The 15,693-nt window shown below is 55.9% G+C and carries 14 protein-coding genes and 1 pseudogene; 7 read left to right on the top strand and 8 right to left on the bottom strand.

Annotation, left to right across the window (positions count from 1 at the left end; translation table 11 throughout):
- Window positions 1-25: 25 nt before the first annotated feature.
- Window positions 26-2,011, bottom strand: coding sequence for a sigma-54-dependent Fis family transcriptional regulator (locus PPRO_RS04340; protein WP_011734824.1), 1,986 nt, complete (start codon window positions 2,009-2,011; stop codon window positions 26-28).
- Window positions 2,012-2,332: 321 nt separating this feature from the next.
- On the opposite strand from PPRO_RS04340, the gene PPRO_RS04335 reads away from it, so the two are divergent.
- The 4 genes from PPRO_RS04335 to PPRO_RS04320 all read left to right on the top strand — a co-directional run bounded on the left by PPRO_RS04335 (window position 2,333) and on the right by PPRO_RS04320 (window position 5,579).
- Window positions 2,333-3,190 (top strand): GGDEF domain-containing protein, encoded by an 858-nt coding sequence (locus PPRO_RS04335; RefSeq protein ID WP_011734823.1) that lies wholly within the window; start codon window positions 2,333-2,335, stop codon window positions 3,188-3,190.
- 29 nt (window positions 3,191-3,219) lie between these two features.
- Window positions 3,220-3,663: a DoxX family protein gene (locus PPRO_RS04330; protein WP_011734822.1), complete on the top strand. Its 444-nt coding sequence runs from the start codon at window positions 3,220-3,222 to the stop codon at window positions 3,661-3,663.
- Between the two features lie 102 nt (window positions 3,664-3,765).
- On the top strand, window positions 3,766-5,349 hold the full coding sequence (locus PPRO_RS04325) for a peptide chain release factor 3 (RefSeq protein ID WP_011734821.1): 1,584 nt from the start codon (window positions 3,766-3,768) through the stop codon (window positions 5,347-5,349).
- Window positions 5,349-5,579, top strand: a complete 231-nt coding sequence (locus PPRO_RS04320) for a hypothetical protein (RefSeq protein ID WP_041532125.1) — start codon at window positions 5,349-5,351, stop codon at window positions 5,577-5,579. The genes PPRO_RS04325 and PPRO_RS04320 overlap by 1 nt, the downstream gene beginning before the upstream one ends.
- A gap of 257 nt (window positions 5,580-5,836) precedes the next feature.
- Here the strand turns inward: PPRO_RS04320 and PPRO_RS20065 are convergent, their stop codons facing one another.
- The 6 genes from PPRO_RS20065 to PPRO_RS04295 all read right to left on the bottom strand — a co-directional run bounded on the left by PPRO_RS20065 (window position 5,837) and on the right by PPRO_RS04295 (window position 11,411).
- Complete coding sequence (locus PPRO_RS20065; RefSeq protein WP_083761181.1) at window positions 5,837-6,001, bottom strand: FmdB family zinc ribbon protein; 165 nt, start codon at window positions 5,999-6,001, stop codon at window positions 5,837-5,839.
- 186 nt (window positions 6,002-6,187) lie between these two features.
- A complete protein-coding gene (locus PPRO_RS04315) occupies window positions 6,188-7,264 on the bottom strand; it encodes a protein-glutamate methylesterase/protein-glutamine glutaminase (protein ID WP_011734819.1) in 1,077 nt (358 codons plus the stop codon).
- Window positions 7,265-7,275: 11 nt separating this feature from the next.
- A complete protein-coding gene (locus PPRO_RS04310) occupies window positions 7,276-8,172 on the bottom strand; it encodes an HDOD domain-containing protein (RefSeq protein ID WP_011734818.1) in 897 nt (298 codons plus the stop codon).
- 20 nt (window positions 8,173-8,192) lie between these two features.
- A complete protein-coding gene (locus PPRO_RS04305) occupies window positions 8,193-9,020 on the bottom strand; it encodes a CheR family methyltransferase (RefSeq protein WP_011734817.1) in 828 nt (275 codons plus the stop codon).
- A gap of 48 nt (window positions 9,021-9,068) precedes the next feature.
- Window positions 9,069-10,874 (bottom strand): chemotaxis protein CheA, encoded by a 1,806-nt coding sequence (locus PPRO_RS04300; protein WP_011734816.1) that lies wholly within the window; start codon window positions 10,872-10,874, stop codon window positions 9,069-9,071.
- Between the two features lie 42 nt (window positions 10,875-10,916).
- The gene (locus tag PPRO_RS04295; protein ID WP_011734815.1) at window positions 10,917-11,411 is read right to left on the bottom strand and encodes a chemotaxis protein CheW; all 495 of its coding nucleotides are present in this window, start codon (window positions 11,409-11,411) and stop codon (window positions 10,917-10,919) included.
- A 302-nt stretch (window positions 11,412-11,713) separates the two neighbouring features.
- Here PPRO_RS04295 and PPRO_RS21595 point away from each other — a divergent pair, with 302 nt between their 5' ends.
- Window positions 11,714-12,454 carry a sigma-54-dependent transcriptional regulator gene (locus tag PPRO_RS21595; protein WP_011734814.1) on the top strand — a complete coding sequence of 247 codons (741 nt, stop codon included), beginning with the start codon at window positions 11,714-11,716 and terminating at the stop codon, window positions 12,452-12,454.
- Window positions 12,455-12,593: 139 nt separating this feature from the next.
- Here PPRO_RS21595 and PPRO_RS04285 read toward each other — a convergent pair whose 3' ends face one another.
- Window positions 12,594-13,952, bottom strand: a complete 1,359-nt coding sequence (locus PPRO_RS04285; protein WP_011733975.1) for an IS1182 family transposase — start codon at window positions 13,950-13,952, stop codon at window positions 12,594-12,596.
- 162 nt (window positions 13,953-14,114) lie between these two features.
- Between PPRO_RS04285 and PPRO_RS04280 the strand changes: the two are divergent.
- Both PPRO_RS04280 and PPRO_RS04275 read left to right on the top strand, forming a co-directional pair.
- Window positions 14,115-14,792, top strand: a pseudogene (locus tag PPRO_RS04280) (AAA-type ATPase lid domain-containing protein); the annotation flags it as partial.
- A gap of 8 nt (window positions 14,793-14,800) precedes the next feature.
- Window positions 14,801-15,577: a lytic transglycosylase domain-containing protein gene (locus PPRO_RS04275; RefSeq protein ID WP_011734812.1), complete on the top strand. Its 777-nt coding sequence runs from the start codon at window positions 14,801-14,803 to the stop codon at window positions 15,575-15,577.
- Window positions 15,578-15,693: the final 116 nt, after the last annotated feature.

Genomic DNA, 15,693 nt, shown 5'->3' with positions numbered 1-15,693 from the left:
TCCCCCTTTTAGATCAGGACCAGGATCAATGGACTTGGGAACCGGCATGTGCGATGCCGTACTCCCTGATTTTGCGGTACAGGGTGTTACGCCCGATACCGAGTTTCGAAGCAGCCTTCTGGATATTGCCATCATAGAGATGAAGCGCAGCAGTTATGGCCTGCTTTTCCATTTCAGTGAGAGAAACGATCTCTGCCCTCCCCCCCGTGGGTGCGACGGACTCAACGACATCAAACGTCAGATGACGAGCCAACAGGACCCCGGAGTCATCCGACCTGACGACAGCCTGCTCGATGGCATTTTCCAGTTCACGAACATTACCGGGCCAGTTATGAGAGGCAAGCTTTCCCCAGAAAGCATCTTCCCCAACGATCCGCTGTTTGCCCATCCTTGCGGAGATCTTCTCCACCAGATGGCAGGCGACCAAGGGGATATCCCCGCCCCTGTCACGCAAAGGCGGAACCTGGACGACCAGGACATTGAGCCTGTAGAAGAGGTCTTCCCGAAAATTACCGTTTAGCACCTCTGTCCGCAGATTCTTATGGGTCGAGGCGATGATGCGAATCTCCACCTGGCGCTCTTCGCTGGAACCAACGCGGGAGATCTTCTTTTCCTGGATAACCCTCAACACCTTGGCCTGAACAGTAAGCGGCATATCGCCTATCTCGTCGAGAAAGAGCGTACCACGGTCGGCACTCTCGAATTTACCCGGGCTACCGCCTTTTTTGGCACCGGTGAAAGTTCCCTCCGCATAGCCGAACAGCTCACTTTCAACAAGGGCTTCCGGGATAGCGGCGCAGTTGATGGCAATAAAAGGGCCGTTCCTGAAAGAGCTGACATTGTGAATTGACTGGGCAAACAACTCCTTGCCGGTACCGCTCTCACCGCTGAGCAGAATGGTCGAACCACTGTTTGCCGCGATCCGTGCCCATTCCTTGGCCTCGCTGATGGCGGGGCTCTCTCCGATAATGTCGTCAAAGGAGTAGCGGGGCAACGAGGAATGCTGGGCGCGGCGGGACTTCAGCGCGTCCCGCGCCTGGCGCAGGACGGCAACGGCACCGATGGTGTTGCCGGAATCATCCAGCAGCAGGGTAGCAGAACTAAACACCTTCTTCCCCTGGTTCTCCAGCAGAATTTCCCTATCCCGATACCCCTCACCGGTGGCAAGCAGCGACAGAATTGGCGCCTGCTGGCGCATGACGGTGTTGATATGCTTGCCCTTGGCCGCCTGGTGATTGATGCCGAATATTTTGCCACCGCTGGAGTTCATCTCGGCAATGATGCCGCTGTTGTTCACGGAGACGATACCGTCCGAAATGGATTCCAAAAGGGTCTGGGAGTATTTGTAGGAGATGTAGAGTTTACTGGTGACCTTATGAAGACAAAGCTGTTTTTCGATGGCATTTACCGCTGCCACAACCATGCCGAGGGTATGGGCATTGGCATAACGGTAATCTCCGGAGATATTGAGAACCCCCACAATCTCCCCTTCAGGATCAAAAATGGGGGCAGCGGAGCAGGTCAGAAAATGATTCGGCCGACAGAAGTGTTCCCAGGCCAGGATCTGAACCGGCTGTTTCTCCATGAGAGCGGTCCCGATGGCGTTGGTTCCCTTGGACGACTCATGCCAGTTGCCGCCGGGACAGAGCTGAACCTTGGTCCCCTTGCTGATTATGTCACGATCCCCCACAACCTCCAGCAGGTAGGCATGCTGGTCCGACAGGACGATTTCAAAACCAGACCCCCGAACAAAGGTATACAGGTTTTCCATGGCAGAACGCGCGATCTTTACCAGATGGTGATTACGGTGGAGACGTTCCCTGAGTTCCAGCTGATTTACCGCCTGGTCACCAATGTCATAGGGATTGACCTTGTAGTTTCGGCAGCGTTGCCAGGAGTTTGCCACCTCCGGCCGGATTCGATGAATCTCAATCACTTCATTCTGGACATAGCGGTTCCATGTCTGCTCAAGAACCGTTAGGGTCTGCGGGATCGTATGATTATCTTGCATAGTTCATTCACCAGGTGGCACAGAGGCCTTTGCAGCCATACAACGAAACGCGACACTACCAGACACAGCCAACCTCTTCCGTTGCAGCTTCTCTTCATAAGGACGGGGAGAGTGCCTGCCCATCAAACCATCACATATTCTTGCGTTCAGGCGTTCAACCGTGCTATAAGCAATAGCACGCACGTACAATTATTTCAACCAGGTAATCAAGACATTTCAGATGGTTAGCCACGAGGTTTCCATACTCTGGCAACAGTCGATCCACATTCCGGGGACACACGTCCCCCTTTTCTTTTCGTGTTGACTTGACAGGAAAAAGGCATGTTTGAGCGGATCCATCTGAAATTTGTTGCCATAGCATCACGGCACAGCAAACGCACCGTCGCGATCATAATCGGCCTGATCCTGTCCCTGCTCTGCCTGCTCGATCACATTACCGGCGACTACTCGCTGACCATCTTTTACCTGATTCCGGTTTCCTTAGGAGCATGGTTCGTAGGCAAGCCAGCCGGCATCTTTTTTTGCATACTGACCTTGGGTGCGCGATTCGCGGCCGACTACGGCTCTACTTCCGCAACGCGGAATTCAAGCCTGCATCACTGGAACCTCTTCATCGAGTTTTCATTCCTGATCGTCATGAGCCTGCTCTCTTCGGCTCTCAAAACCAGGCTGGACAACGAAAAGGCCCTGGCCCGGATCGACCCCCTTACCGGCGCGATCAATCGCCGTTCCTTCTTCGACCTGGCAGAGCAGGAAATTTACCGGGCGCGCCGCTACGGACATTGCCTGACCATCGCCTATATCGACCTGGACAACTTCAAGGAAGTCAACGACAGACAGGGACACTCCACGGGCGACAAGTTGCTCATTGCTGATGTCGACACCATCAGTGCCACCATCAGGAGCAGCGACATCCTGGCCCGCTTCGGCGGTGACGAATTCGTGATTCTCCTGCCGGAAACAGCCGGCGAGCCAGCCCAAACAACGCTCCACAAGGTGCAAAGCAAACTTCGGCAGTGCATGACAACGGGTAACTGGCCGGTCACCTTCAGCATCGGCGCCATGAGCTACACGAGGCCGCCGGAAAGCGTCGAAGAGGCCGTGCGCAGCGCCGATGCACTTATGTATGAGGTCAAGCGCAGCGGAAAGAACAGGCTGTTGCACATAACAACAGGGTAAAAACGCCCTGCTCGCAAGGGAGAAACACCATGGCACGAGGCGGTTCCGACTTGAGTAACCTTATTGCGCCCCTGCTGATACGCCTGCCGCTGGGACTTATCATGATGGCCCACGGTTCGCAAAAACTGCTGGGACTCTTTGGCGGCCAGGGGTTGACCGTGACCCTGAGAACCTTCGAGGACAGGCTGCACATCCCCCCCATCTTCACCCTGCTGGCAATAATCGCCGAATTCGCCGGTGGATTCGGCATTCTGACCGGTTTCCTGACGCGCCTCTCCGCTACCGCCGTCGCGACGGTCATGCTGGTGGCCATACACAAGGTTCACTGGGCGCACGGCTTTTTTCTGAACATTCACAACATCTCCGGACAGGGACACGGTATCGAATACAATATCGCCCTGCTGGGCATGGCACTGTATCTACTGGTCGCCGGAGGCGGTCAATGGTGCGTGGACCGCCTGGTATTCCGCTAGCGGCAACCACGGAATCGGCCGAAGTCAGCTGCGCGCGCACATTCATACCCTAGAGACCAAGGCGGGCATCCCCCGCCTTTCGATTGCATAAGGAGTTTTATCGTGCAAAACCATAATCGCCAGGAAGTCGATAAACGTCGGACGTTTGCCATCATCAGCCACCCCGACGCAGGCAAGACCACCATCACCGAGAAGCTGCTGCTGTTCGGCGGCGCCATCCAGCAGGCGGGCGAGGTGCGGGCCAGGAAGTCGGCTCGCCACGCCACATCGGACTGGATGGAACTAGAGAAGCAGCGCGGCATTTCGGTCACCTCATCGGTGATGAAATTCACCTACAACGGCTGCGAAATCAACTTATTGGACACCCCCGGCCACAACGACTTTTCAGAGGACACCTACCGCGTGCTGACGGCGGTGGATTCGGTGCTGATGGTGATCGACTCGGTCAAGGGGGTCGAATCCCAGACCAAAAAGCTGCTGGAAGTCTGCCGCCTGCGCCACACCCCGATCATTACCTTCATGAACAAGCTGGACCGCGAGGGGCAGGAACCGCTCGACCTGCTGGACGACATCGAAAAAAACCTAAAGATGCAGACCGCGCCCGTAACCTGGCCGGTGGGGATGGGAAAACGCTTTCGCGGCACCTATCACCTCTACACAAAAGAGCTGATCTTCTTCGATGCCGAGGCTGCCAACGGAACCGGCCGCATCCTGACGATTGCCGGGCTGAATGACCCTCTGCTGGACGAGCTTCTGGGGAGCCAGGTGGACGAACTACGCCACGACGTGGAGTTGCTGGAAGGGGCCGCCAACCCCTTCGACAAGGAGGCCTATCTTGCCGGCCAGCAGACACCGGTCTTTTTCGGCAGCGCCATCAACACCTTTGGCGTCCAGCAACTCCTGGACGCATTCATCGAATATGCTCCGGCCCCGCTGCCGCGCGAAACTACCACCAGAGTGGTTTCACCCTATGAGGAGCCGTTCAGCGGCTTCACCTTCAAGATCCAGGCAAATATGGATCCCGCCCACCGGGACCGCATCGCCTTCTTCCGCATCTGCTCCGGTAAATTCACCCGCGGCATGAAGGTGCGCCACACCCGCCTGGGGCGCGAGGTACAGATCGCCAATGCCACCATCTTCATGGCCCAGGATCGCACCAACGTGGAGGAGGCCTGGCCCGGCGACATCATCGGTATCCACAATCACGGAACCATCAAGATCGGCGACACATTCACCCAAGGCGAGGAGCTGAAATTCACCGGCATCCCCAGCTTCGCCCCTGAGCACTTCCGCAAGGTCCGCCTGCTCAACCCGCTAAAATCAAAGGCTTTGGAAAAGGGGTTAATACAGCTGGCCGAAGAGGGCGCCACCCAGGTGTTCAAGCCCCTGATGGGAGCCGACTGGGTGATCGGCGCCGTCGGCCTGCTGCAGTTCGAGGTTGTCATGCACCGTCTGGAGTTTGAATACAGCGTCAAGGTAGCCTTTGAACCGGTCAGCTACGTCACCGCACGCTGGGTGACAGGCGAGAGAAAAAAAGTCGAGGAATTCGAGAAGAGGGAAGCCATGCACGTCTACATCGACGGCGAGGGCAAGCTGACCTACATGGCAGGCAGCCAGTGGCGGCTGGACAATACCATTGAATCATGGAAAGAGCTATCATTCCACGAAACCAGCGAGCACAGCTGATGACCACGGCAGCAGCCCACCCCAGGCGAGGAAAAGAACATCGCACGGCATCTGTCAGGGCAACCTGGGAGGCTTTCCGCGGCATCAGGTTCCATCATTTCCCCCTGCTGCTGCCGGGAGTGCATCCCCTGCTGGCACCGCTGATCATGTTCCGTCTGAAGCGGCGCGGCTTTTCCTGCTGCAGTGTGGTAGCTTCGCGAATAGGGCTGACCGTATACGCGGAGCGATAACCAACGGACAAACAGAGCGAATGCTGACTACGGGTGGCGACGTTATTCACCCCCACCACCCGCGGTCGCCACCTACACAAAAGAGGGGAGTCGCACACCGACGCCCCTCATTTTATTTGCCACAGGGCATTCTCTGTCACTTTCCGGCACACAAACCCATAGCCAGAGCGGATCGGGCCAATTTCCGGGCCAATAACAGGAAGCCAGCAGCCCACACCCCAGTCACGCAAGGGGAACCTTGCCCAGCGAAACGGGTATCAACTCTTCTTGCTCGTCTTGGCGAAAAAAGCAGTGTAACGTTGCACAACCGAACTCCCCTTGCACTGCGGGCAGGTAATCCCGCCCCGGTCATGCTCCGCAATAGTCATGACAACGGTAAAGCTCTTTGAACAGGTATCACAGTAATACTCGTAGACCGGCATACGATGTCCCTCCTTGAAACGTTCGTTCTGTCAGCATCAGCCCGCTGTCCTATCAACGTAGAACAGTTTCATCGATTGTCAACCGGAGGGAGCACGGCGTCAGAAATGGGGTTCCCACCCCATAAAACGCGGAAAGGGCGCCCGAAACGGCCGCCCCTCGCTTTTGCAGCACACAAACCGCGCAGGCTATCCCGCGAACTTGGAGATCTCGAAACCGATCTGCCCCAACGGCAGCACCTCATCGGCAACGCCACCATCCACGCAGGCCTTGGGCATGCCATAGATGGTCGATGTGGCCTCATCCTGCACCATGGTCACCCCCCCCATGCTCTTCAACTGCTTCATCCCCTTGAAGCCATCGTTACCCATACCGGTCAGGATAACCCCCAGCATGGAACCGTTGGTCGCCTCGGCCATGCTCGCAAGCATCAGGTCGACCGAGGGGACGTAAACATACTGGGGATAATTGCTGGTGGGAACGATCTTTACCACGACAGTTCCGCCGCGGCGCACAAGGGTGGTATGCATGCCGCCAGGGGCGATCAGCGCCAGTCCCGGCTTGAGCACATCACCATCCACAGCCTCTCGAATGGTCATGGAGCATTTTGCATTGAGACGATCGGCATAGGGGCCGGTAAATGCCTTGGGCATGTGGATGCCGACAATGATGCCATAGGGGAAGTTGACCGGGATACGGGAGAGGACCTCCTGGAGGGCAACAGGGCCGCCAGTTGAGGCGCCGATCCCCACATAGTTTATCTTCTTTCCGGTCAGTTTGCTGCTGGTGGGACGGCGATTCGGAGGGGGTACGGTCCGGACGACCGTCGAAGCAGCGCCCCGGCTGAATTTGGAGCAGACCGCCTCCTTGACCTTGCGAATCAGTTCCTGGCGGAAGATGTTCTGCGCCTCGCTGGAGTCGGTGACGTTCTTGGGGATATAGTCGATTGCGCCGGCATCCAGAGCTTCAAAAGTCGAACGGGCTCCCTCGTTGGTCAGGGTCGACACCATGATCACCTTGGTGGGGGCGGTGGCCATGATCTTGCGCAGTGCGGCAATCCCATCCATGCGCGGCATCTCCACGTCCATGGTGATCAGGTCCGGCTTGAGCGCGACAGCCTTTTCAACGCCTTCCATACCGTCGGCAGCAACTCCGACAATCTCAAGAGAGGGGTCCTTGGAGAGAATACTGCGGATAGCCATACGCATAAACGAGGAATCATCAACGATCAGTATGCGTGTTCTCTGGGGGCGAAAAGGTACCATCACAACTCCACCTATTCCTTTGTTGAAAATATCGAGTTCACCAGCTCCTTGACAGCCGGTATGGCATCATCCAGTTCGTAGCAGAATCGCTCCACATCCATCTCAACAAGGCTGGGAGACGCGGTTTTGAGGATTTCCCAGGCCTCCTCTTCTGAAAGATTGAAGCTGACCCACTCCCTGCCGCCATAATCCAGGCCGCGCACGCTGCAGAACAGATCGGAGATGCAGACAATGGCGCAGAGGACCGGATCGATTACCGCCTCGGCCGGGGTATGGTGGCAGGCTATCACTTCACAGTAGACATCGGGGAAATTCCACTTGCGCGCCATGCAGAGACCGATCTCGCTGTGGCTCGTGCCGAAACGCTCAAACTCGGCGCTTGCCAGGGTAACCGGTCTGTCCTTGATCGCGGCCAGCACGGCCTGATACTCTTCCGGCAGACAGACGTTCAAAACCACCATGCCGAAATTATGGATAATGCCGCTGATATAGGCTTTTTCAAGGTCCGGATAACCGACTTTTTCGGCAATGATCTTGGAGACCATGCCCACGCCAAAGGAATGTTCCCAAAAGGCATTCAGCTCAAAAGCGCCGATGTCTCGTTCAAAGGCACCGATGAATGACGTCGTAAGCGCAACCTCGCGAATATGCCGCAGGCCGAGATAGACCAGCGCGCGCTTGAACGAACGTATTTCGTGCGTTGGGCGATACACCGGTGAGTTGAGCATCTTCATTACCCGGGCCGTCATGACCTGGTCGGACAGCATCAGGTCGGCCACCTGCTCTATTTCCACATCAGGTTGATCAAGAAGCAGTAGCACCTGGTTTGCAACGGCCGGTATGGTCGGCAGATCCTCGATCTGTGCAACCAGTTGTTCGGCTCTTTCGATCCGTGCATTCTTGTCCATTACATACAACCTTTCAGATGCTATTTTTTATAGGCGAATCCGCCGGGAAAGTGCACGGTTTTGAACTTGTCGTTGACACCGTGCAGGGATTCGGACTGACCGACGAAGAAATAACCGTACGGCTGCAGATTGTTGTAAAAATGCTGCACCACTTTTGACTTCGAAGCGGTATCGAAATAGATCAGCACGTTGGCGCAAAAGATGATGTCAAAACTCTTCATGAATATCATTTTTGAATCATCGTAGAGGTTGAGCTTGTTGAAGGAGACAAACTTCTTAACTTCGGGAGCAAGGATGAATTTGCCGTTATCCTCCCGGATATACTTTCTCTTGTACATTTCAGGGATATTGCGGACCGAGTAGGCGCTGTAGACCCCTTCCTTGGCTTGGGCAACAACGGTTTCATTAATATCGGTACCGACAATCTCGATGATCCAGTCTTTCAGCAGTGTGGACCGTTTTTCCAAGAGGATCATGGAGAGGGTGTAGGCTTCCTCACCCGAAGATGAGGCAGCGCTCCAGATACGCAGTTTCCGGAACCCGATCTTGGACTTGGTTGCCACGATTTCCGGCAGAAGTTTTGTCTCAAGGGCATTGAGCTGAGGAACATTGCGGAAGAAATAGGTTTCGTTGGTGGTGATTTCATCCATCAGGTACTTCAACTCCTCGGTGCCCCGAGGAGACCTGAGCAGCAGATAGTAGTCGTTATGAGTTCTGGTCCCGGTAGCTTCCATGCGGCGCGCCAGACGGCTTTCCAGAAAATACTTTTTGGTGGCATGGAAGTACATGCCACAGATATTGTAGATAAAATCACGTAACTGTTCGAAGTCTCTGTCGGATATTGCCACTGTCTTTCCCTTCGCTTCGCAGGTTGCCTTCGTCAAAAAACAACGGGATCAACGACCGGAGCCACACTCACCATTCTCGACAAGACCAACAGGGTCGATAATCAGTGCCACGCGCCCATCCCCAAGGATGGTTGATCCGGCAATACCGGGAATATTGGCAAGGTAGTTTCCGAGAGACTTGATGGCAACCTCCTGCTGTCCCACAAGACGCGTAACCACCAGCCCCATGCGCTTATCGGCGCTTCCCACCACCACGATATAGCAGAAATCGTCCGGCTCGCCGCATCTCTGCACTCCGAAGACCCTCTCCAGGCGTACGAGCGGCAGGACCATGTCCCGCAGCTTGAGGACCTCCTGACCGCCAATGATGTGAAACTGGCGCTGATCCACCCGCAGAGTCTCCAGAACCGACGAGAGCGGAATGGAGTAGACTTCCCCCTCCACCTCAACCAGCAGGGACTGGATGATGGCCAGGGTCAGGGGAAGGCGCAGAATGAACTCCGAGCCCTGCCCCTTTTCGCTCTTGATTTCTATCAGGCCATTCAGCTTCTTGATGTTCGTCTTGACCACGTCCATGCCGACACCACGGCCGGACAGGTCGTTAGCCTTGTCCTTGGTGGAGAAGCCGGGCAGGAAGATCAGGTCGAACATTTCCCGCTGGCTCATGGCAGCCAGCTGTTCCTCGGTGACCAGCCCCTTTTCCAGGGCCTTGCGACCGACCCTGTCCGTGTCGATGCCGTTGCCGTCATCCTTGATGCTGATGATGATCTGGTTCCCCTCATGGACGGCCGACAGGACCAGGTTACCCACCCGCGGCTTGCCGGAGGCCAGACGCTGCTCCGGCATCTCCAGTCCGTGGTCCATGGCATTACGGATCAGGTGGATCAGCGGATCGCCAATTTCGTCAACAACGGAGCGATCCAGCTCGGTCTCCTCGCCAAAAATGTGAAGGTCAACCTCTTTGCCCAGATCGCGGGCCATGCTGCGCACGATGCGGGGAAACTTCTTGAAGACCTTTTCAACCGGCAGCATGCGCATCTTCAGGACCTGCATCTGCAGTTCCGAGGTGACAAAGTTCATCCGTTTGGTGAGCTTGCCGAATTCCTCGTTGAAGTCGACCTTGCTGAAATCCTCCTGCTGCAGGTTCTGGTTGATCTGGATCATACGGTTACGTTCCAGCACCAGTTCACCGACCTGGTTCATCAGGTCATCGAGACGCTTGATATCGACCCGGACAGTGGTGTTGTCCGAGAGGTCATCTCCCCTCCCCTCGGCCGGCTTCGGCGGCGCCGGGCTCTTTTTCATGACCACATCGCCGCCTAATTTCTGCTGGGGCGCTGAGGGCGCGTCCTGGGGAGGAGACGGCTCAGCTGGAGCGGCAGCCTCGGCCACTGACGGAACCGCGCTCTCAGCGGGCTCGGAAGGCGGCGCTTCGACCTGGGGTTGGACATCCACAACAGTTTCCACAAGAAGTGGCAACAGCTTGGCAATGGTGCCATCAATCTCCCGTTCCTGAATCTCTCCCGCCTTGATGTCGCTCACCAGCACCTTCACCAGGTCCGTCGCCTCGAGAATCACATCCATGATCTCGGGGGTTACCTGCAGTTCCCCCTTGCGAAGCCGGTTCAGGACATCTTCGGTCTTGTGGGTCACCTTGACCAGCAGATCAAAGCCGAGAAAACTTGAGGCGCCTTTGACCGTATGGATGGAGCGGAAGATGCGGTTAAGCAGATCGGCGTCATCCGACGACTTCTCCAAAGCCACCAGATCATCGTCAAGCTTCTCAAGCAATTCGGCCGTCTCTGAGAGAAAGCCTTCCAGCAGTTCCTGGTCTTCACAATCAATCGGCGACATGTCACGCTCCTAGAAAAATCTGGATACACACCCTGGCAATGGCTACAGCATGTTGAAAACGTTCTTCTCTTCCGCAGAGAACATCTTTTCCAGGTCGAGCAGCACCAGCAGTCTCTCGGCCTGGTTGATAACCCCCGCGATACACTCCTGGTCAATACCGCTTGCCACAACCGCGGGAGAGGGCTGTATCTCGCTGCCGGAAATACGGATTACCTCGGAGACGGCATCAACGGTGAACCCCATCAGCTCACCGTCAACATCCATGACCATGATGCGGGTCTGCTTGTCGTTTTCCGTCTCCATCAGGCCGAACTTCTTGCGCATGCTGATAATCGGTATCACCTTGCCGCGCAGATTGATGACCCCATCCACATAGTGGGGCGTATTGGGAACCCTGGTGAGAACAGGCACACGAATTATTTCGCGGACCTTCAGTACGTCAACTCCATACTCTTCCTGATCAAGGTTAAAGCTGACAAGCTGGATCAGCTCTCCACGCGCCTCATCTGAATTCACCGGCACCAGTGCATTACTCATGGCTTCCTCCTCAGTATATGGTACGAAACAGGGGTCATTAATTATCCGCCGAGACATCTGCCTCGGACCGCAAGGCAGCAAACTTACCACGCAAACCATATCTTAATCAAGCGTGGCACGGAATCCATTATAGACGTATTATACCTAGCGACAACCGGCATCTTTAATAATTCTTCGACGCACAAAGGAAACCAGTGTCAAATTTACCCGAAAGTCATTTTATTGACTTTTTAGGACACTAACGATACATTAAGCAAACATTGTTAGCCCGGCACCTCCACCCCGTTCAACACTGGAAAAAAATGCACAACCACAAAAGCATCTTCATCGCCGACAGGGACCGAAAAAGCCGCGATCTCGTATCGGCTTTCTTAACCTACCAGGGGTACGACGTTATCACGGGAGAAGACGCACCTTCTCTCTATACGGCCATCCAGACACAGCAGGTCGGCATAGTCATTGCCGAACTGTCCCATCTCAACGCCATCGCTCCCGAATTCAGGGATCGTGCCAAAGAGACCAATCCCCTCCTGGTACTTGTTATCTACGGAGCAAGCGAGGAGTTGCCTCCACGGCAACCCGGCAAAGGAAATGTTTTCTTTCTTTCCAAGCCGCTCAACCTTGATGAACTGGAGAGCATTGTCATGCGCGCCGAAGAATATCAAGCCATGAGGCAGATGGAGGGCGAGGGGCACGGACATAAACAGACCAATATTCTCTGTTCCTCGATCATCGGCAAAAGCAAACCAATGCAGGACCTGTTCGAGATGATCGAAAAGGTGGCCGAATCCAACGCCACGGTCCTGATCCAGGGAGAGTCGGGAACCGGCAAGGAACTTGCAGCACGTGCCATACACCAGCTTAGCGGCAGGAAGAATCAGAATTTCGTCCCCATAAACTGCGCGGCGATTCCTGAGGACCTGCTGGAGAGCGAGTTATTCGGCCACGTCAAGGGTTCTTTTACCGGAGCGCATGCCAACCGCATCGGCCGTTTTGAAATGGCCGACAAGGGAACACTCTTCCTGGGAGTCTGTCGGGCTTGACCTCAGGGGCGCCCTCTTTTGTGGCCAAGCCGATTAAAAAAGTTCCGTATGTGTTCGTCTTCCCACCGGCAACCTGGTTAATTCAGCCCTTTCAGCGATGACTGCGGTTATTACAGGCTGATTTTCGCTATTTCTCATTCTATCCGGCCAAGACATGCAGCCGTTTGATGTTGTAGGCCATGCAGACGAGGTTCCATTCGCCTTTTACTGCTTCAAAGCCACGAAGAAGAAAGCTTCTGAATCCCATGACCGCCTTGATGATGCCGAAGACCGGTTCCGAGGTGACTTTTCGCTGGGCGTAGATCGCCTTGCCGGAAGGTGTCTTCAGGCGATGCTTCATTCTGGCCACGGAATCGGCATCTTCGGGTAACGGCGGCGGTTCGGCAAAGCGCTCCATCAGTGGCACGTTGTGACTCTGCCGGTCTACGGCAATGTAGGGAGTTATCCCGTTCTCCTCACAGGCAGTTACATTGGTTTCGCTGAAGTAGCCACTGTCAGCTACCAGATCGGTTGCCTTGCCAAGCTTCTCAGGCAGCGCCGCCAGGTTCTCCAGGGTCGGTGTCAGCTCCTGTTTGTCATTGGGATTCTGGGTAACATGGGCCGAAACGATGAGCTTTGATGCTGTATCCACACCGGCCTGGGCGTTGTAAGTCTGCTCGAATCCGCCACCGGAGGTCGGCATGATCCGCGACTCTTCATCGGTCAGATTGACCTGATCTTTGGCAGTGGGGCCGGATTTGGGCGGTTTCGGCTCTTTCCCCTTGGCCTTCTTGCCCGTTGCCTGCTCCTTCTTGGCCCGTTCGGCGACTTTCTTCTCATAAGCGGCCTGTTCACGAGCATGGCGCTCAGCGGCTCGTTTTTCGATCTCGACCTTGGCTGCGGCAATGGCGGAAAGACGCTTTTCCCGACGTTCCAGTTCTTCGGGGATGTTCATGCCGTCCGGAATATCGGCACGGTCCGCTGCCTCGGCCTTTTTGAGCAGTTCGCCAACCTCAGCCTTGATCTGCTCTTCAAGCTTGCAGGCATGCTCATAGCTCAGCGCCTTGTGCTTGGAGGCGTTCGCCTTGATTTTGCTGCCATCCAAACTAACGTTGCCCAGTTTCAGCACCTCCATCTGATGAGCGATCAGCAGAATCTGGGCAAACAGCTTGTTCAGTTGCGGCAGAAAACGCCGGCGGAAGGTGGCAATGGTATCGTGGTCAGGATGACTGTTTGCCGCTATGAACCGGAATGCCACGGAGTCGTAGGTGCTGCGCTCAAGCTTCCGGCTGGAGAATACGCCTGTCGCATAACCGTAAAACAACAATGCTACCAGCATCTCAGGGTTATAGGGCTGCGAGCCTCGGCCGGCATAGGTAGCTTTCAAAGAGCGCAGGTCGAGCTGTTCGACAATTTCGACCACAAACCGGGCCAAGTGCTTTTCTGGTAGCCAATCCTGCAGCGATGGCGGGAGCAGATAGGGTGTTTCCCGGTCAACTTCAATAAACTTTGATTTCATAGTCAACCCCGATACCTAACCAGTTGATATTACCGGACAAATATACGGGATACACCAAGAAAACGCAAGCTAAAGCTGACGACTTATTCAATAAATACAGCAGGTTAACCAATTGAAAACGCCCTGGAGATGACGGCTGAATGCGTTAAGCCCGACAGACTCCTGGACGAGATCGGTGACATGAAGGCTGCCCTCCAGGTCAAGTTGCTACGGGTGCTGCAGGCCAGGGAGTTCGAACCGGTCGGATCGGCCAAATGCCAGAAAGTAGATGTGCGCATTGTCGCCGCAACCAACAGGAACCTTGAAGAGCTGGTGGAAAACGGGAATTTCCGGGAAGACCTCTATTACCGCCTGTCGGTCATACCGGTCACCATACCGCCGCTGCGGGAGCGCAGAGAGGACATCCCACTCCTGATTCACAACTTTCTGACCATCTTCAACGACAACAGCAGGTATTCGGTAAAAGGGTTCTCCCGTGAAGCGCTGGAAATACTGTGCAATTACAGCTGGCCGGGCAATGTCAGGGAACTTGAGAACCTGGTGGAGCGCCTGGTGATCATCAAGAACAGCGGCGTCATCACCCCCAACGATCTGCCCGAAAAATACCTCTCCAGCAACCGGGTCAGGCTCCAGGCGCCAGCGATTCAGGAGGAGAGCACACTCCCGGCGCAAGGCATCTGCCTCAACACAGTGGTGGAGCAGTTTGAAAACAACCTGATCCTCCAGGCCCTGGCCCGCACCGGGGGCAACAAAAAAGAGGCCGCCGAACTGCTCAACCTGAAAAGGACCACCTTGATCGAGAAACTGAAGAAGAAGAATCTGGTCTTCGTCGAGGAATAGGAACCGCCATGCCCATCAGCATCAGCGAAAAGCCATCGCTGCTCTCGGCCCTTCTTGCACAGGCGCCCCAGGAGCGGTCCAGCGTCGAGACAGACACCGCCTTTGCCGGAAAGTTGGATGCAGCTCTTGAGAATACCGTCGTCACCCCCACCAACGCCCAGGCTCTGGCGGAAACGCTCAACCTGCAGATGCTCCACTCAACCCTGGCCCTGGCCGGAGACAAACCGGCCGACAACAGCCCGCCCCCCCAACCCTTCAGCCGCCAGTCATCCCTTGTCCAGTCCCTGCTCGACTCCTACCGCGCCACCCAGGCCGAGGCAGACGCATCGTCGGATCAGTCATCGACCAAGCCGCAACCGCTGCCGGACTCAGGCACCCAATCCGCCAGCCTGCCGAGCAACAGCCAGTGGCTCGAGCCGATCATCGCCAAGGCATCCCGGCATTACGGTGTCGACACGGGGCTAATCAAGGCGGTCATCAAGGCCGAGAGCGACTTCAACCCACGGGCGGTCTCCAGCGCCGGCGCACGGGGACTGATGCAGCTCATGCCCGCCACCGCCCGCGGCCTGGGGGTAAGCGACTCCTTCGACCCGGAGCAGAACGTCATGGCCGGGACGCGCTTTCTCCGCGACCTGCTCAACCGCTACAACGGCGACCTGGAATCAACCCTGGCAGCCTACAACTGGGGGCCGGGCAATGTGGACAGGCATCCCGACCGCCTGCCGCGAGAAACCCGCACCTACCTGACGCGCGTCAAACAGCTCTACGCATCCTTCACGGCCTGACCCTCCCTGTCTGACCAATTCGGGCTTGCATCCCCACAAGCTGACGTGTCATAATTCGTCGATTTTTCCCTCCCAGCCGATCGTTTGCACACGAACAGGACCCACACTTCGCGCAC

Origin of the sequence: Pelobacter propionicus DSM 2379, from assembly GCF_000015045.1 — a bacterium.
Classification (GTDB): Bacteria; Desulfobacterota; Desulfuromonadia; order Geobacterales; family Pseudopelobacteraceae; genus Pseudopelobacter; species Pseudopelobacter propionicus.
This window is presented reverse-complemented; position numbering and strand designations above follow the sequence as displayed.